Source organism: Herbiconiux gentiana (assembly GCF_024978135.1).
GTDB lineage: Bacteria > Actinomycetota > Actinomycetes > Actinomycetales > Microbacteriaceae > Herbiconiux > Herbiconiux gentiana.
In genome coordinates, this window is sequence record NZ_JANTEZ010000005.1 from 112,001 (window position 1) to 128,475 (window position 16,475).

Sequence of the window (16,475 nt, forward strand, 5' to 3'; positions counted from 1 at the left end):
GGTGGGGCCCCTATGCTGTGCATGACGAAGGGGGCCCAGTTGAGCCAGACGGATGGACACGGCGGCACGGCAGCAGGCTGGTACGACGACCCGGCGGGCTCGGGAGGCCTGCGCTGGTGGGACGGCTCGCGCTGGAGCGAGAACGTGCAGCCGGCCGCGCAGCAGCCCGCGCACCCGCAGCCCGCGCCCACCGCGCAGCACGCGCCCGCCGTGCACCAGCCGGCCGCCGGCCAGTACGCCTACCCCGCCGCCCCCGCCTACGGCACCCACCCGGGCGCCGAGCCCCGGCGTGTCGACCCGGGCACCCCGGTCTACGGCCCCTTCATCTGGATCATCACCCTGCTGCCCGCCCTCAGCCTGCTGCTGCTCCCCCTGTCGTTCACCGGCTTCGAGGACATGATCCGCTACGAGTTCGAGACCGGCGGCTCGGGCTACTCGATGTACGGCGGCCTCTCCGGGGCCGCGCTGCTCGCCCAGTCGGCGGCCACCCTGTTCGGCTGGCTGATCTACGGCGCCGGCGTCGTGCTGGCGTTCTTCGACCGCAAGTGGCTGCTCGCCCGCGGCTTCGACCGCCCCTTCCACTGGGCGTTCGCCTTCATCCCCGCGCCGGTCTACCCGATCGGCCGCTCGATCGTCGTGCGCCGCCGCTCGGGCCGGGGTATCGCCCCGATGTGGGTCTCGATCGGCCTGCTGGCCCTGACCCTCCTCATCAGCATCGGCGTCGGGGTCTGGATCGTCAGCGTCACCGTCGGCCTGATGAACACGACGGGCTACGGCTCCTTCACGAGCTGACGCCCTCCCGTCACGATGCCCGTCAGCTCGTCGAGGGCGCCGATGACGTGCAGCGCCCCGGCGGCGCGCAGGGCCGGGGCGTCGGCGGGAGCATCCGTCACCCCCACCGGCAGATAGCCGGCCGCCGACGCGCAGCGCAGGTCGTCGGGGTCGTCGCCGACGAAGAACGCCCGGTCGCGCACGGCCCGGTGCCGCAGCAGCAGCTCGAGCGTGTCAGCGACCCCGGTGTCGACCGAGTTCCAGACCGACGGCACCTGCAGCGCCCGCTGGTCGAAACGCACCGCCGAGGGCGAGGCGCCCGATACGACGCCGAGCCAGGCCCCCGCACCGGCGAGCGCGCGGAGGCACTCGGCCGCGCCCCCGCGCAGCTGCGTGCGGGACTCGGCGAGTGCCCTCGTCCACTCCTGCTCGGCCGCCGGCACGTCGGAGGGCTCGACCCCGAGCCGCTCCAGCAGCTCCCCCAGCGGCAGGCGGAAGCGCAGCGCGAACTCCGCCTCGCCCAGGGTGCGCAGGCCCCGCCGGGCGAGCACCGTGGTGAGCGCCGCCCGGGCGTGGTCGGAGTCGATCACGATGGTGCCGTTCCAGTCGAACAGCAGCATCGTGTCGACGAGTGACGAGTCGATCCCCCCGCCCGGCCGGTCTCCGGATGCCCGCCCGCCGCTTCTCGCCCTCACGCCCGCCCCCGTCCGCGGGAACCGCACGCCCCACCGCTTGCGCCTCATCCTGCACGCCCCGGCCCACGCCCCGCGGTGATGCGCGCCGACGCCCGGGTGAACGGACGGTGAAGACCCCGTGTCAGCAGCGGTCGTACACGTGCCCCTTGGCCCCCGCCGGAGCGAGCGGCCGGTCGCGCAGGATGATGCCGACGGGCCGGGCGGGATCGGCGCAGACCTCGGCCCAGGTGCCGCTGAGGTGTCCGGCGTACTCGATGTCGAGCACCTGGCCGCCGTAGACGTCGGTGTAGCTGCCGCACTCGGCGAAGCGCTGGCACTCCTCGGCGACGGCGAAGTCGAAGCCGATCTGGGTGCGGCCGCGGGCGCCGAGCTCCGGCGTGTTCTTCTGGCCGGCCGCGAGCCCGTTGGCGTGGGCGATGTCGACCAGCATGGTCGCGAACTGCGCCGCCTGCTCGAGCCCGAACGCCCCCTCGGAACGGGTGTAGGAGTCGAGGTTGTCGAACTCGACCGCGTCGAAGCCGCTGCCCGCGCAACCGGCCACCGTCACGGCGAGGCGGTCGGCGATCGCCGCCCGGTTGTCGGGCGTCGTGATGTCGAAGATGGTCTCGTCGGGCCAGCCCGGGTCGGCGACCGGCTCGCCCTCGTCGTCGCGCAGCACCAGCACCTCGGGCCAGTTCTCGCCGGGCTGGCTCTGGAAGCCGTTGACGTAGCAGACGTTGTAGAGACCCGCCTCCGGGGCCGCGGTGCTGTCCCGCACCACGACGGTCACCCCGGCAGGCGGGGCGTAGGCGCCACCGAGCTGGTAGTCGAACACCGGGTCGGCGGGCAGGGGGCGGATGCTCGGGGCGGCCGGCCCCGCGTCGGCCACGGCCGTCGGGGTGGGGCTCGGCGTCGCGGTGGGGGTCGGGCTCGCGCTCGTCGAGCCGTCGGCCGCGGGCTGCTCGGCGCCGCCGCCCCCGGTGCCGCCCGCGCAGGCGCTCAGCCCGAGCACGGTCGCGGCAACCAGAGCGATCGCCGAGACGCGGAGGCGGAGAGCAGGGGGCACGAGCCGATCGTAGCCGGGGTGGTCCCGCTCACCATGGGAAGCGGCCCCATGGCGCATGGTGTGCCCCGGGCCGTCGCTCGGGCGGGCGGGGGCGCCGCCTCGTCGGATGCTCAGACCAGCCCGGCGCCGTAAGCGAAGATGACCGCCTGCACCCGGTCGCGCAGCTCCAGCTTCATCAGCACCCGGCCCACGTGGGTCTTCACGGTCGACTCCGAGAGGAAGAAGCGGGCGGCGATCTCGGAGTTCGTCAGCCCCTCCGCCATGGCGACGAGCACCTCGCGCTCGCGCTCGGTGAGCGTCGCGAGCAGCGGGGAGGCGGCCGGGGCGGAGGGCACGCCGGGAGCGACGGCACGGGCATCCGCCCCACCGACCGGGAGCTGCGGGCCGAACAGCTCGAGGAGGGCGCGGGTGACGCGCGGGCTGACGGCGGCATCACCCGAGGCGACGGCGCGGATGGCGGCGACGAGCTCGGCGGGCTGGGCGTCCTTCAGCAGGAAGCCGCTGGCGCCCGCGGAGAGCCCGGCGAAGGCGTACTCGTCGAGGTCGAAGGTGGTGAGGATGATGATGCGGCTGGCGGGGTTCGCCGCCACGATGGCGCGGGTGGCCTCGATGCCGTCGAGGCCCGGCATCCGCACGTCCATCAGCACGACGTCGGGGGTGAGCCGGGCGGTGGCGGCGATCGCCTCGTGGCCGTCGCCGGCCTCGCCCACGACGTCGAGGTCGTCGTACGACTCGATCACCATGCGCATGCCGAGGCGGATGAGCTGCTGGTCGTCGACGAGGAGCACCCGGATGCGGGCGGGGGCGTCGGTCATGGGGAGCCTTCCTGAGGGGGTGTCGTGGGGGCGGCATCCGGCGCGGGGCCGTCTGGCGCGGTGCCGTCCGGCGCGGGTGTGTCCGGCGTGGGCCGGGCCGCCGGCGGCGGGTCACCGAGGCGCACCGCCACGCGCCAGCCTCGGGTGCCGAGCGGCCCGGCGCTGACCTGGCCGCCGTGCACCTGCACGCGCTCCCGCAGCCCGATCAGCCCGCGGCCCGAGCCCTCCGAGGCGGCCCCGCGCGCCGGGTCGAGCCCGTCGTCGACCACCGCGATCGAGACCCCGGCCGAGTCGTAGCGCAGCTCGACGTCCACCCGGTCGACGCCCCTCGCGTAGCGCAGCGCATTGGTGAGCGACTCCTGCACGATCCGGTAGACGGTGAGCTGCAGCACCGTGTCGGCGGGCGGCTCGCCCACGCTGGTGAAGCGCACCGGCAGCCCGGCCGCCCGGAAGGTGGCGATCAGCTCGGGCAGGTCGGCGACGCCCGGCTGGGGCGCCAGAGCGAGCGGTGCCGCGTCGGTGACCCCGGCAGCGTCGTCGTCGGCGAGCACCCCGAGCGAGCGGCGCATGTCGGTGAGGGCGCGGCGGGCCGTCGCGCCGGTCTGCCGCACGGCCTCCTGGGCCGAGGCGGGAGCGGTGCCCGAGCGGGCGAGGCTCGCCTCGGCCCCGTCGCTCAGCGCCACGATCACCGTGAGGCTGTGCGCCACGATGTCGTGCATCTCCCGCGCGATCCGCGCCCGCTCCGAGGCGACGGCGAGCTGCGCCCGCTGGTCGCGTTCCCGGGCGAGCTGGGCCGCCCGCTCGAGCAGGGCGTCGATGTAGCGCCGCCGGTTGCCGAAGGTGATGCCCACGAGCGTCGCGATCACCACGAGGAAGGCGATCAGCAGCCCGAACGCGACCGTCTGCACGGCGTCGCCGGTCTGCAGCGCGGTCGCCAGCACCCCGACGCCGGCCGCGGCGGCGGTGCCGATCCAGGCCGCCCGCACCGAGCGGTAGACGGCGAGCGCGTAGAGCGCGAACAGCACCGGGGCGACGTCGAGCTGCGGGCCGTTCGACGACGGCAGCAGCATCGCGGCGATGCAGATCGCCGCCGTGATGACCGGCACGTGCCGCCGGAACAGCAGCGCCACCGACACGGCCGCCGCCCCGTAGAGCAGCAGCGCCGGATACAGGGGACTGCTCGACACCGGGTCGTCGCCGAACACCCGCCCGAAGAGCACCGACACGGCGACCACGAGGGCGAACAGCCCCATCGGCACCGCGTAGGTGCCCGCGATCAGCCCGTCGAGCAGCCACGGGTGCCGGTTGAAGAACGAGCGCACGAAGCCCGGCGGCTTGGGCAGCCGCAGGTCCTCGGCGCCCGACGGCTGCGCCGCCGGCGCCGAGGTGCGGATGCCCGGGCCCTGGGGCCCCGTCGTCGTCACTGTCAGGCATCCCTCCGGCGCATCAGGATCGCCGCGGGCACGGCGACCACGGCGATCCACCCGAGCATAACCAGCACGGCCTGCCACGGCTCGAACACCCCGCCGCCGAAGAACAGCGTCTGACCCACCGATCCGGGCAGCCAGTCGGAGAGCACCCTCGCCCACTCGGCGCCGATGAACGAGATCACCGAGGGCACGACGAGCAGCAGCCCGACCGCCGCGGCGATGCCGCCGGCGGTGTGCCGCAGCAGCGCGCCGAGGAAGAAGGCGACCAGCCCGATCAGGGCGAGGTAGCCGGCGGCCCCCACCAGGTGGGGCCAGACGTCGACGTCGCCGAGGCTGCTCGTGATGCCCTTCGTCTGGAGCATCGGCCAGGTCACCGCGTAGGCGGCGAACACGGCGACGAGTCCGACCACGAAGCTCGTCACCGCGAAGACCAGGGCCTTCGCCCAGAGCACCGGCAGCCGCGTCGGCACCGCCGTGAGGCTCGACCGGATCTGCCCGGTGCCGTACTCGCCCGAGATGAGGAGCACCCCGAGCACCGAGATGACGAGCTGGTTGAACAGCACGCCGAGGGTCGAGATCTGCACGGCCGCATGGGCGGCCGCAGCCGGATCGGCGGCGGCACCCGCCGCCATGGCGTCGGTCTGGGTCATCACGAGCAGCGCGCCCATCGCGACCTGCAGCACGGTCAGGATGGCGTAGGCCCAGAGGGTGGAGCGCAGGGTCGTCAGCTTGATCCACTCGCTGCGGAGGATGCCGGTGAAGCGCAGCCGCGCATCCGGAACCGGCTGGAGGGTGGCCCGCGCGCTGGCGGGGGCGGTCGTGGCGGCGCTCATCGGGCCACCTCCTCGGAGACCGCGGTGGCACCGGCACGGCCGGCGGCGTCGGCACCGGTCACGGCGCCGGTGCGGTACTCGACCTCGTCGCGGGTGAGCGACAGGTAGGCGTCCTCGAGCGAGCCCTGCACCAGGGTGAGCTCGTGCAACGGCACGCCGAGCCCCGCCGCGACCTCGCCGATCACCTCGGCTCCCACGCCCCGCACCTCGAGGGTGGTGGCGTCGACGCTCGTGACCGTGACATCCGGCTGGCCGAGCCGCCGGGCGAGCTCGTCGACGCGGGGGCTGCGCACGCGCACGAAGCTGCCGGTCGAGCCGAGGAGGTCGCCGACCGGGGCGTTCGCCACCACACGGCCCTTGCCGAGCACGATGATGTGGTCGGCGGTCAGGGCCATCTCGCTCATCAGGTGGCTCGACAGCAGCACGGTGCGCCCCTCGGCCGCGAGCTGCCGCGCGAAGCCGCGCACCCAGAGCACACCCTCGGGGTCGAGGCCGTTGACCGGCTCGTCGAGGATGAGGGTGGCCGGGTCGCCGAGCAGGGCCGCCGCGATGCCGAGACGCTGGCCCATGCCGAGCGAGAAGCCACCCACCCGCTTGCGGGCGACGCTCTCGAGCCCGGTCAGCCCGATCACCTCGTCGACCCGGCGCGCGGGGATGCCGTGGGTCGCCGCGATGGCGCGCAGGTGATTGCGCGCCGAACGGCCGGTGTGCACCGCCTTGGCGTCGAGCAGGGCACCCACCTCGCGGAGCGGCGCCCGGTGCTCGGCGTAGGGCCGGCCGTTCACCGTGACCCGGCCGGCGCTCGGCCGGTCGAGTCCGACGATCATGCGCATGGTGGTCGACTTGCCGGCGCCGTTCGGGCCGAGGAAGCCGGTCACCTGCCCCGGTCGCACGGTGAAGTCGATGGCGTCGACCGCGGTTCTGGCGCCGTAGCGCTTGGTCAGCGAGGTGGCTTCGATCATGGGCTCTCGTGCTCCTGTGCTCGTGGTTCGTGCGCTCTCTGCGCCGATTCCACGCTACGGATGCCCGTCGCGCCCCTCATCGGACCCCGGTGCCGATCGTCTGGTACCGGGGTACGAGCTACTTCGTCGTGCCCAGCTTCTTCTCCTCGACCGGAAGCGTGCCGGCGGCGCGGGCGGCGCGGTAGTACTCGCGCGCCTCGCTCTGCCTGGCCTTCTCGGCGCCGCTCGAGATCGACGCGCGGACGTGCTCGGGGCCGTAGCCGAAGGCCGACACGAGGTCTTGCGCGTGCGGACGCAGACGGGCGGAGAGCCGCTCGGTGTAGAGGCCGACGGCGCGGGCGCGGCTCGGCGAGAGCCGCCCGTTGATCAGGTACCAGGCCAGGTGCTTCTCGATGAGGCCCAGACCGAACAGGTCGCGCAGCCAGGTGAGCACCACGCGGGTGCCGTCGTCGAGGCCTTCGGGCGCGGTGCCGTCGACACCCTCGATCGCCTCGGTGAAGGCCTCCCACTGCAGCAGCTCGGCGTGCGCCCGGGCGGCCTCGATGATCTCCGACTGGTGCAGGTTGAACAGGTCGGCCGCATCCTTCTTCGACAGCTTGACGGCCGGACGCAGCTTGCCGGCGACCTCGCCGACCATCGTCTCGACGCGGTCGGTGAGCAGCTGACGCTGGGCGGCCGAGTCGCGCAGCTGACCGACGGAGCGGGCGGTCGAACCGAGGTCGGCGACGGTCTGCGCGAAGGAGCGGAGGCCCGAGCCGTTGACCGTGCGACCGGCGGCCTGCTCGACGACGTAGCGGGCCAGCACGCCGAAGTCGGCCTTGGCGAAGCGCCGGCTGTAGTCGCTCAGCAGGCGCTTGGCCACGAGCTGCAGCAGCACGTGGTTGTCGCCCTCGAAGGTGGCGTAGACGTCGAGGTCGGCCCGCAGTCCCACCAGGCGGTTCTCGGCGAGGAAGCCGGCGCCGCCGCAGGCCTCGCGCGCCTCCTGCAGGGTGTCGAGCGCGTGCCAGGTGCTGAGCGGCTTAAGCGCCGCGGCGAGGGTCTCGAGGTCCTGCCGACCCTCGTCGGTGTCGGCGACACCCGAGAACACCTCGTCGAACTTCGTCAGCAGTTTCTCGTGGGCGAAGCTGGCGGCGTAGGTCGTGGCGAGCCGGGGCATCAGGCGCTTCTGGTGCAGCTGGTAGTCGAGCAGCACCTCCTCGTCGGTGTCGCTGCCCGCGGTGAACTGGCGGCGCTGGTTGCCGTAGGTCACCGCGACCGTGAGGGCGATCTTCGCGGCGGCCACCGAGGCGCCGTCGAGCGAGACGCGACCCTGCACCAGCGTGCCGAGCATGGTGAAGAACCGGCGGCCGGGGCTCGCGATGCTGCTGGAGTACTCGCCGTCGGCGCTGACGTCGCCGTAGCGGTTCAGCAGGTTGCTGCGCGGGATGCGCACGCCGTCGAAGTGGAGCCGGCCGTTGTCGATGCCGTTCAGCCCGCCCTTCAGGCCGTCGTCCTCGCCGCCGATGCCGGGCAGGAACTCCCCGGTCGCCGCATCGCGGATCGGCACGTAGAACGCGTGCACCCCGTGGTTGACGTTCTTGGTGACGAGCTGCGCGAACACCACGGCGGCGATGCCGTGCTTCGCGGCGTTGCCGAGGTAGTCCTTCCAGGCGCCGCGGAACGGGGTGTCGAGCACGAACTCACCGGTGGCCTCGTCGAAGGTGGCGGTGGTGCCGATGGCGGCCACGTCGGACCCGTGCCCGGTCTCGGTCATGGCGAAGGCGCCGGGCACCTCGAGGCTCATGATGCCCGGGAGGAAGGTGCGGTGGTGGTACTCGGTGCCGAGGTGCAGCACGGCGGCACCGAACAGCCCCCACTGCACCCCCGACTTGATCTGCAGGCTCGGGTCGGCGGTGACGAGCTCTTCGAAGCCCGCGATGTTGCCGCCGTGGTCGTCCTCGCCGCCGACGGACTTCGGGAACGCGCGATGCACCTGCCCGTCCTCGACGAGGAGCTTCAGCTGCCCGAAGACGCGCTCGCGGTGCTCGTCGAGGCTCTGGCCCTCGATGCGCTGCATCTCGGGGCGGGCGGTGAGCTCACGCGCGGCCAGCCTCACCTCGGCCCAGCTGCCGAGGAGGTAGCGGCCGAGCCACTCGACGTCGGTGCGGGCGACCACCACGCCGCTGCCGGTGGAGCGCTTGGGCAGACGGGCCGAGGCGTCGAGCTCGCTGTCGATGCGGGCGGCGTCGGTGTCGGCCTTCTTGTCGATGCCCTGCGTGTGGTCGATCGTGTTCGTCATCGTCATCCTCGTCGTCGTGGCTGATCACACGGTACGAGGAGGGGTCGCGAGGGCGAAACGGCCGGTGACGGGCCTACAAACGGGGGCCGAGCGGCCGCGCGACCCACTGTGGACATCCCACAGTCGTTCTCAGGATCCACCCACCGAGGCAGACAAAGCGGCCGGGTCGGCCGGCGAGACGGAGCGGCCGCGCATCCGCTCGACGACCACCAGCACGATGGTCGCCAGGGCGAGCACCGCCAGCGCCGGGGCCGCGAGGTCGACGGCGGTCGCGAGGCCGAGGGCGGTCGCCGCCGCCCCCGCGCCGACGGCGGTGAGCGCCTGGAGCAGGTACGAAAAGAGGTAGAGCAGCGACAGCACCGCGCCGCGGTGCCCGGCCGGGGCCGCACGGTTCGCGAGGCCGAGGCCACCGGTGAAGGCGAACGAGTAGCCGATGCCGCCGACCACGCACCAGGCGAAGAAGAGGGGCAGCGACCCCGACGAGGCCGCCGCCGCCATCAGGCCGAGGCCGGCGAGCGACACGACGCCGCCGAGCACGATCGAGGTCAGGGCGGGCACCCGGCCGAGCAGCAGCGCCGTGACGCCGATGGTCGCCGACGAGATGCCGAGCAGGGCGCCCACGACGAGCAGGTCGGTGGTGCCCGTGAGCTCCCGCGCCATCTGCGCGCCGAGGGAGAGGAAGATCGCGCCGACGCTGTAGGCGGTGGCGACGGAGAGGGTGGCGGCCGCGAAGGCGAGGGCGATGCCCCGCGGCAGACGGAGGGCCTGCGGGCGGAGGGCGGACCGCGCATCCTGACCCGGTGCCGAGGCGGGACGGTCGTCGGGGGTCAGCAGCACGGCCAGGAAGGCCAGGAGCGCCAGCGCGAACAGCACCACGAAGCCGAGCACCAGCGGGAGCGGGGCGTACTGCGCCAGGAGCCCCGAGACCACCAGGGCGAGGGTGAGCCCGGTGGAGGTCGCGACGGTCGTCATCGAGCTCGCGCGGCGGGGGTTCGGCCAGGGGTTGTGCTCGACGAGCGCCGCACTGGCGGCACCGAGGGCGAAGCCGGTGCCGATGCCCTGCAGCACGCGGCCCGCGAAGAGGAAGCCGACGTTCGGGGCGGCCGCGAAGACGAGGGCGGCGACCGCCAGCAGCGCGATGCCGAGCAGCATGGCGCGGCGGCGGCCGATCGCGTCGCTGATGCCGCCGAAGAGCAGCAGCACGATCAGCAGGGCGAGCGGGTAGGCGCCGAACACCGACGTCGTCACCACGGGAGGCAGCGACCACTCCGCGGCGTAGCTCGGGTAGAGCACGCTGGCCGCTCCGCTGGACCACAGGCACAGCGCCAGCACCGTGGTCGCCGCCCAGAACGTGCCCCGGCGCCCGAGGCGCGCTGCTGTCGTCATGTCGTCAGAGTAGCGGTCTGAGTTTGAATTTCCAATACAGAGGGGCCGGACGTACCATGGTGGCCATGACCGACCCCGCGAGCCGGCCCGCCGACGGGCCCCGGTGCCAGATCGTGCGCACGCTCGACGTGGTCGGCGAGAAGTGGTCGCTGCTCGTCGTGCGCGACGCCTTCCGCGGGCTCACCCGCTTCTCGGAGTTCAAGGAGTCCCTCGGCGCCCCGAGCGACATCCTCAGCGCGCGGCTCGCGAAGCTGGTCGAGAGCGGCGTGCTCGAGAAGCGGCCGTACCGGGCCCCGGGGTCGCGCGAGCGCTCGAGCTACCACCTCACCGAGGCGGGGCGGGGGCTCGCGGTCGTGATCGGGGCATTGGTGCAGTGGGGGGACGCGTACAACCCCTACGAGGGTGGGGCGTCGTCGGTGCTGGTCGCCGGGGAGGAGCCGGTGTCGCTGGCGTTCGTCGACGCCGAGGGGCGGGCGGTGGCGCCGGTGGACGTGACGATCGCGCCGGGGCCGGCGGCGCGGACGCGCTGGTAGGGGTTCGGCGTGTGTCGCGCGTCGCCCGCCGCGGGTCAGTCGGGGGTCGCCCCGTCGGGGTCGTTGCGGTGGATGGCGCGGCGCACCCGCTCCACGACCCCCGAGGCGGGCGGTTCGTTGTAGGCGTTCGCGAGCTCCTGCCCCGACATCGCGGCGATGGCGGCCATTACGTCGTCGGTGAGCCTCCGTCGCGCGCGCGCCGAGCCCGCCTCGCCATAGCCCGCCGACTCGATCGGCTCGCCGAAGCGGATGGTCACGGGCGTCACACGGGGAACGCGCGCGCCGTCGGGTTGGAGGTTCTCGGTGCCGCTGAGCGCGACCGGCACGATCGGGCATCCGGTCGTCAACCCCAGCCAGGCCACCCCGGTGCGGCCCCGGTAGAGCCGGCCGTCGCGGGAGCGGGTGCCCTCGGGGTAGATGGCGAAGGCGCCGCCCGACTCGAGCACCTCGCGGCCGCGCTCGAGGGAGTCCTGCGCGGCGGTCGCGCTGTCGCGATCGACCGGGATGGCGCCGATCGACTCGAAGAACGTCTTCGAGACGCGGCCCTTCAGGCCCTCCCCCGTGAAGTACTCCTGCTTGGCGAGGAAGCGCACGTCGCGGGGGGCGATGACGGTGATCACGACGCTGTCCATGAAGCTGAGGTGGTTGCTCGCGAGCAGCACGGCGCCCTCGCGGGGAACGAGCTCCCGCCCGATCACGGTCGGCCGGTACACGACGCCGGCGAGGGGTCGGGCGAGGCCCCGGGCGATCGTCTTCAACATCCCCCGATGCTCGCACGCGATGCATGCCCCCCGGGCTATGGTGCTGCTCACTGCTTTTTCATAGGCGGCTGCGGCATCCTGGCGATGGTTGTCGCTGCAACCTGCTCGCACCACCTGCTCGCACCACCCTGCTCCGCCTGCCCTGCTCCCGTTCGTCGAAATGAGACCCGTGCCCTCCGAACCCACCTCCTCCGTGCCCCCGAAGGCCAAAGACCAGGCCAAGAAGCTCACGGTGAAGCAGGAGCGCGAAGCGCGCCGCGCCGAGAAGGTCGCCCAGATGATCGCGCAGCAGAAGAAGCAGCAGCGCAACCGCCGCATCGGCATCTTCGGTGGCGCAGCGGCCGGTGTGATCGCGCTCGGCCTCGTCATCACCTTCGTCGTCACGAGCGCCGAGCCCAAGGTCGACCCGGCCTCGATCTCGATCGGGGAGCTGCAGAGCTACGACAACCTCACCTCGAACCACGTCACGGGCACCGTCGACTACGCCCAGACCCCGCCCGCCGGCGGCGACCACAACGCCGTCTGGCTGAACTGCGGCGTCTACGACCAGGCCGTGCCCAACGAGAACGCGGTGCACGCGCTCGAGCACGGCGCCGTCTGGGTCACCTACGACCCCGCGGTCGTCGACGAGGCCGGTGTCGAGACCCTGCGCTCGGAGCTGCCCGACACCTACGTCGTGCTCTCGCCCTACGAGGGCCTCGCCTCGCCGGTCGTGGCCTCCGCCTGGGGCAATCAGGTCTTCCTCGACGGCGTCGACGACGAGCGCCTCGGAGACTTCGTGCAGAAGTTCTGGCGCTCGAACGACGCCCCCGAGCCCGGCGCCGCCTGCACCGGCGGGCTCGACGCCTCCGGCAAGGTGGCCTGAGCGGGGTGACCTCCTCGTCCTCGTCGCCTGACTCCCCTCTCCACGAGGGGGCTCCGGATGCTCGGCGCCCCTCGCGCGGCCGCCTCACCCTCGCGGCGATCGTGGCCGCGGTACTCGTGGCGGTCGTCGCGTTCTCGGCCGGCTGGCTCGCAGCACCCCGCACCGCCACCCCGACCGACACCGGAGTCGAGGCCGGCTTCGCGCGGGACATGCAGACCCACCACGACCAGGCCGTGCAGATGGCGCTGATCATCCGAGAGCAGAGCGACGACCCGGCCATCCGCTCGCTCGCCTACGACATCGCGACCTCGCAGGCGCAGCAGTCAGGGCAGATGTACGCGTGGTTGAACGCGTGGGGCCTGCCCCAGGCGTCGTCGCAGCCCGAGATGACGTGGATGCTCCAGCCGACCCTCGACGGGTCGGACGGGCACGCGCACGGGGGCTCGTCGTCGGCGCCGGACGGGACAGCCGGTGCGGGCGGCGCTGGATCGGGCACCGCCCCCATGGTTCCCGGCGAGCCGATGCCCGGCATGGCGACCTCCGCCGACCTCGACCGCCTCTCCGGCCTGACCGGGGTGGAGGCGGAGACGCTGTTCCTGCAGCTGATGATCGCCCACCACCAGGGTGGCGTCGAGATGGCCCAGGCCGCGCTCGCGCGCACGACGAACCCGCTGGTGACCGCGCTCGCGAAGGCCATCGTGTTCGCGCAGTCCGGCGAGATCCAGTACATGCAGGAGCTCCTGGCCGCCCGCAGCTGATACGCCCGCCGGCGGCCCGTCGTGAGCGGCCATGCACCGAGCGTCAGGCGCCGGGTGCCGACCGTCGGCCCGTCAGCGGCGGTGACGCCAGCGGTACGCGACCGTGACGACGGTGGCCGCCGCGACACCCGCCGCGAGGAGCGGGACGCTCGTCAGCAGCGCCGCCGCGAGGCCGGCGGCGGACGCGAGGAGGACACCGTCCAGCGCCCAGGCGAGCCGGACGGCCGCCATCGGGTCGCCCATCGCGGTCGGCACCGGGGTCAGCAGCACCGGCGGGAACGGCCCCTTCAGCGCCGCCGCCAGCCGCCCGGCCAGCGCGAGCGCGGCGAGCAGGGCCGTCGGTCCGGCAGCAGCGAACGGGGCGACTCCCGTCAGGAGCCAGACCACCGCGACCCCGGCGGCCACCGCGATCAGGGCCGCGAGAGCCGGGAACAGCAGGTGGCTCGCCACGAGCTGCGTGTCGCCGATTCCGTAGAGCGGCAGATCGGCGGCGGTGTCGGCGGCATGGCGGATGCCGTCGGTCAGCGGGCCGAGGGCGGCGTAGGCCATCACACCGGCCACCGCGCCGAGCAGCCACCCGGGCATCGCCGGCGCGGTCGCCAGCGCGAGGAGGGCTGTGGCGAGGACGAGCCCGAGCACCCCGGCGGCGAGCCGCCCCGGAGTGCGGACGGCCCCGACGACGTCGCGGACGAGGAACAGACCCGCCCGCCCGCGCCCTGCTCCCACGGCGACGAGGCCTCGCCCGAGCTGCGGGCGACGCCGGTAGAGCTGAGCGGCGATGTCGAAGTCCAGCCCCGCGGCGTAGCTCGTGGCGGAGCTCCAGCGCGAGGCCTGGGCCGTGAGCTCGCCGGCACGGAGCGTGTTCATCAGCACCGGCACCGCCGCGACGAGCCCCAGCGCCGCCAGAGCGATCGGAGCGCCCGGCGCCTGCGCTGACGGGTACGCCAGCGCGACCCAGCCCGACGGCGTGACGGCGCGCAGCGCGGGGACGACCGCGGCCGCACCGCCGAGCATCCCCACCACGACCGCCGTCACCGCAGCCGCACGCGGCGCCGCCTGCCCGATCAGCCACGCCACCGCCGCGACGACGCCGACGGCGAGCCCCGCACCGGCGAGGACGGCGACCCCGACGGGATCGGTCAGCCCCGCGACGAGGAGACTGGCGCCGACGACCATCGCCGCGCCCGTGCAGGCCGCCGCGATCAAGGCCCCCGAGCGCAGCACCGGCCCCCGGAACGCCGTCGCGACCGGGATCGCGCTCGACGCCAGCGCGTGCGTGAGGAACGGCGACCGGAGCGCCGGCCCGCGCTCACGGCCCAGCAGCAGAGCGCCCGCCCAGAGCGCGGTCGCGAGGAGGGACGCGGCGGCCGGAGCATCCGGAGACGACAGCACGGCGAGCCCCTCGTGCCCCGACGCGCTCAGCCAGACGGCCCGACCGACGGGCACGACCGCCACGAGCGCGACCATCAGGCCGAGGTACAGGTCGAACGAGCTCTGCCCGACCGCGCGGCCGGAGCGGGCGCGCCAGACCGCGATCGCCGCCCGCACCCGCCCGCTCACGCGACCTCGCCGGTCACGCGGCCGCGTCCAGCTCGAGGGTGCGGTCGGCCAGCGCGTCGGCGAGCACCGAGCTGTGGGTGGCCGCGACGAGGGTGGCCCCGGCGTCCCGACGGGCCCTGAGCACGCGGATGATCGTGTGGACGTGCTCCGGGTCGAGGCGCTGCTCGGGCTCGTCGAGGAGCAGCACGTCGAAAGGCCGCGCGAGCAGCAGAGCGAGGCCGAACAGCTGGGTCTGGCCCGACGACAGCTCGTGCGGGAACCGGGCGGACAGCGCATCCAGCCCCAGCTCGGCGAGCAGCCCACCCTCGACCGCCCGGCTCTCGTCAGGATCGGAGTACCACGTCGCCGCCACCAGCCGGACGTGCTCGAGGACGGTCAGCTCGGGCGCCATCGGCGGGAGCCCGATCATCGCCGACACCCGCCGCCGGAACCGTCGGTCGCGCGCATCGACGAGGGAGCCGCCGACCCGCACCGTGCCGCCCGACGGCCGGCGGGCCCCGGCGAGCACGCGCAGCAGCGTGGACTTGCCCGTGCCGTTGCGCCCGCGCACCACGAGCGCCTCGCCCACCCCCACCTGCACCGACACCGGCCGCAGCAGCGTCACGCCGGCGGCCCGCACATCAACCCGGTCGACGTCGATCATCGTGGTCTCCCCTGAGGCTGCATCACCCCATTCTTCTCCGGGCGGGCCGACGCGGGATCCGTCTGCAGACGGATGCGGGCGGTCGGAGACGTGCGGCCGCGCGTCGGGTACCGTGGTGGCACCCTCGGGGCCACGGCTCCCCGAGCGGTCACGGAAGGGGTACCCATGGGCGTCGTGTTCCCGGAGGGCGCGTTCTCGATCCGCACGGCGGAGGGCGAGACGGTGCTCATCCGCATCTGCGAGCTCTGCGGCGCGGCGGTCGTCGACGCCGCGGACACCGACCTCGCCCTCCACAAGCGCTGGCACCGCCTCACCGGCTCGGCGAACTGGGTCGACCCGGCGACCGGCCGCGTGCACGGCGCAGCCGGGTCGTGATCGTCGCTCCAGCGGTCGCGGCCCCGTCGCGGGTCGTGATCGTGGTTCCGGCGAGCGCCGCCCCGCCGCGGGTCGTGATCGTCGTTCCGGCGGTCGCCGCCCCGCCGCATGGGGTGCGGTGAGCTCCGGATGCGCGACCGCCGGGTGATGCGCGCCGATTCGCCCGAGCGGGCCGGGCTTGAGGGTCGCGGCTGGGTAGTCGTCGCGCGCTCGTGGGGCGCCGGGCTCGTGATCGACGAGCGGATGCGCGACCGCCTGCGCGAGCGGGTGCGGGACGTGCATCCGCTCGCCCTTCGCGAGCTCGGCCCCGGCGACGTCGACGCCGTGCTGGCGCTGGACCGCGAGACCCTCGACGACTACCCCGGTGACGTCGCGACCGCCCACGACGCATTGACCGTGGAGAGCGCGACGCCGGCGCCGGCTCACCGCGGCTGGGGTGTCTTCGCGGCGCCCGGGCTCGTCGCGATGAGCTTCCTCTCGCTCGGCGCCTTGGCGTGCGACGCCACCGAGACCGACTTCACGGTCGTCGACGGCACCTGGCGGGACCGGGGCCTCGGGGCGGCGGTGAAGGCCGCGAGTGTGCTGGCCCTCGCCGACGAGGGGCGCCGAATGTTCCGCACCGGCGGCTCGTTCGACAACCCGGCGAGCATCGCCGCCAACCGCGCCGTCGGTTACCGGCTCGACGAGGAGTGGCTCACCCTCGCCCCGCCCGTCGCCGCGCCTGGACCGTCGGCGCCCACCCGCCTCGACTAGGCCGTCGGCGGC

17 protein-coding genes are annotated in these 16,475 nt (G+C 74.0%); 6 read left to right on the forward strand and 11 right to left on the reverse strand.

Features of this window, described 5'->3' with window-relative positions; translation table 11 throughout:
• The first annotated feature begins 21 nt into the window (after positions 1–21).
• Entirely contained in the window at positions 22–792 is a 771-nt protein-coding gene (locus NVV95_RS13455; protein WP_259487067.1) for a DUF2510 domain-containing protein, read from the forward strand.
• Here the strand turns inward: NVV95_RS13455 and NVV95_RS13460 are convergent.
• From NVV95_RS13460 to NVV95_RS13495, 8 genes are all read right to left on the reverse strand, one after another.
• Positions 771–1,466: an HAD family hydrolase gene (locus NVV95_RS13460; protein WP_259487068.1), complete on the reverse strand. Its 696-nt coding sequence runs from the start codon at positions 1,464–1,466 to the stop codon at positions 771–773. The genes NVV95_RS13455 and NVV95_RS13460 overlap by 22 nt on opposite strands.
• Positions 1,467–1,587: 121 nt before the next feature.
• Entirely contained in the window at positions 1,588–2,511 is a 924-nt protein-coding gene (locus tag NVV95_RS13465) for an endo alpha-1,4 polygalactosaminidase (protein ID WP_259487069.1), read from the reverse strand.
• Positions 2,512–2,621: 110 nt separating this feature from the next.
• Positions 2,622–3,326 carry a response regulator gene (locus tag NVV95_RS13470; protein ID WP_259487070.1) on the reverse strand — a complete coding sequence of 235 codons (705 nt, stop codon included), beginning with the start codon at positions 3,324–3,326 and terminating at the stop codon, positions 2,622–2,624.
• Positions 3,323–4,750, reverse strand: a complete 1,428-nt coding sequence (locus NVV95_RS13475) for a sensor histidine kinase (protein ID WP_259487071.1) — start codon at positions 4,748–4,750, stop codon at positions 3,323–3,325. Before NVV95_RS13475 ends, NVV95_RS13470 begins: the two co-directional genes overlap by 4 nt.
• A 2-nt stretch (positions 4,751–4,752) precedes the next feature.
• Complete coding sequence (locus tag NVV95_RS13480; protein WP_259487072.1) at positions 4,753–5,589, reverse strand: ABC transporter permease; 837 nt, start codon at positions 5,587–5,589, stop codon at positions 4,753–4,755.
• Positions 5,586–6,551 carry an ABC transporter ATP-binding protein gene (locus tag NVV95_RS13485; RefSeq protein ID WP_259487073.1) on the reverse strand — a complete coding sequence of 322 codons (966 nt, stop codon included), beginning with the start codon at positions 6,549–6,551 and terminating at the stop codon, positions 5,586–5,588. Before NVV95_RS13485 ends, NVV95_RS13480 begins: the two co-directional genes overlap by 4 nt.
• Positions 6,552–6,669: 118 nt before the next feature.
• A complete protein-coding gene (locus tag NVV95_RS13490) occupies positions 6,670–8,829 on the reverse strand; it encodes an acyl-CoA dehydrogenase family protein (protein ID WP_259487074.1) in 2,160 nt (719 codons plus the stop codon).
• Positions 8,830–8,958: 129 nt separating this feature from the next.
• Positions 8,959–10,215: an MFS transporter gene (locus NVV95_RS13495; RefSeq protein ID WP_259487075.1), complete on the reverse strand. Its 1,257-nt coding sequence runs from the start codon at positions 10,213–10,215 to the stop codon at positions 8,959–8,961.
• Between the two features lie 65 nt (positions 10,216–10,280).
• On the opposite strand from NVV95_RS13495, the gene NVV95_RS13500 reads away from it, so the two are divergent.
• Complete coding sequence (locus NVV95_RS13500; RefSeq protein ID WP_259487076.1) at positions 10,281–10,748, forward strand: winged helix-turn-helix transcriptional regulator; 468 nt, start codon at positions 10,281–10,283, stop codon at positions 10,746–10,748.
• Between the two features lie 35 nt (positions 10,749–10,783).
• On the opposite strand, the gene NVV95_RS13505 is transcribed toward NVV95_RS13500, so the two are convergent.
• A complete protein-coding gene (locus NVV95_RS13505; protein ID WP_259487077.1) occupies positions 10,784–11,509 on the reverse strand; it encodes a lysophospholipid acyltransferase family protein in 726 nt (241 codons plus the stop codon).
• Positions 11,510–11,669: 160 nt separating this feature from the next.
• Between NVV95_RS13505 and NVV95_RS13510 the strand changes: the two genes are divergently transcribed.
• Complete coding sequence (locus NVV95_RS13510) at positions 11,670–12,374, forward strand: thioredoxin-like domain-containing protein (RefSeq protein WP_259487078.1); 705 nt, start codon at positions 11,670–11,672, stop codon at positions 12,372–12,374.
• A 5-nt stretch (positions 12,375–12,379) separates the two neighbouring features.
• Positions 12,380–13,132: a DUF305 domain-containing protein gene (locus NVV95_RS13515; protein WP_259487079.1), complete on the forward strand. Its 753-nt coding sequence runs from the start codon at positions 12,380–12,382 to the stop codon at positions 13,130–13,132.
• 72 nt (positions 13,133–13,204) lie between these two features.
• Here the strand turns inward: NVV95_RS13515 and NVV95_RS13520 are convergent, their stop codons facing one another.
• Entirely contained in the window at positions 13,205–14,692 is a 1,488-nt protein-coding gene (locus NVV95_RS13520; protein WP_259487080.1) for a DUF6297 family protein, read from the reverse strand.
• Positions 14,693–14,705: 13 nt separating this feature from the next.
• Positions 14,706–15,335 (reverse strand): ABC transporter ATP-binding protein, encoded by a 630-nt coding sequence (locus NVV95_RS13525; protein ID WP_259487081.1) that lies wholly within the window; start codon positions 15,333–15,335, stop codon positions 14,706–14,708.
• A 165-nt stretch (positions 15,336–15,500) separates the two neighbouring features.
• On the opposite strand from NVV95_RS13525, the gene NVV95_RS13530 reads away from it, so the two are divergent.
• Positions 15,501–15,710 carry a histidine ammonia-lyase gene (locus NVV95_RS13530; RefSeq protein WP_259487082.1) on the forward strand — a complete coding sequence of 70 codons (210 nt, stop codon included), beginning with the start codon at positions 15,501–15,503 and terminating at the stop codon, positions 15,708–15,710.
• Between the two features lie 129 nt (positions 15,711–15,839).
• Complete coding sequence (locus NVV95_RS13535) at positions 15,840–16,463, forward strand: GNAT family N-acetyltransferase (RefSeq protein ID WP_259487083.1); 624 nt, start codon at positions 15,840–15,842, stop codon at positions 16,461–16,463.
• Positions 16,464–16,475: the final 12 nt, after the last annotated feature.

Coding starts and splice junctions, on each gene's coding strand:
- NVV95_RS13495 (WP_259487075.1), bottom strand. CDS start 10,215: ATGACGACAGCAGCGCGCCTCGGGCGCCGGGGCACGTTCTGGGCGGCG.
- NVV95_RS13525 (WP_259487081.1), bottom strand. CDS start 15,335: ATGATCGACGTCGACCGGGTTGATGTGCGGGCCGCCGGCGTGACGCTG.
- NVV95_RS13455 (WP_259487067.1), top strand. CDS start 22: ATGACGAAGGGGGCCCAGTTGAGCCAGACGGATGGACACGGCGGCACG.
- NVV95_RS13485 (WP_259487073.1), bottom strand. CDS start 6,551: ATGATCGAAGCCACCTCGCTGACCAAGCGCTACGGCGCCAGAACCGCG.
- NVV95_RS13535 (WP_259487083.1), top strand. CDS start 15,840: ATGCGCGACCGCCGGGTGATGCGCGCCGATTCGCCCGAGCGGGCCGGG.
- NVV95_RS13480 (WP_259487072.1), bottom strand. CDS start 5,589: ATGAGCGCCGCCACGACCGCCCCCGCCAGCGCGCGGGCCACCCTCCAG.
- NVV95_RS13470 (WP_259487070.1), bottom strand. CDS start 3,326: ATGACCGACGCCCCCGCCCGCATCCGGGTGCTCCTCGTCGACGACCAG.
- NVV95_RS13510 (WP_259487078.1), top strand. CDS start 11,670: ATGAGACCCGTGCCCTCCGAACCCACCTCCTCCGTGCCCCCGAAGGCC.
- NVV95_RS13500 (WP_259487076.1), top strand. CDS start 10,281: ATGACCGACCCCGCGAGCCGGCCCGCCGACGGGCCCCGGTGCCAGATC.
- NVV95_RS13490 (WP_259487074.1), bottom strand. CDS start 8,829: ATGACGAACACGATCGACCACACGCAGGGCATCGACAAGAAGGCCGAC.
- NVV95_RS13505 (WP_259487077.1), bottom strand. CDS start 11,509: ATGTTGAAGACGATCGCCCGGGGCCTCGCCCGACCCCTCGCCGGCGTC.
- NVV95_RS13530 (WP_259487082.1), top strand. CDS start 15,501: ATGGGCGTCGTGTTCCCGGAGGGCGCGTTCTCGATCCGCACGGCGGAG.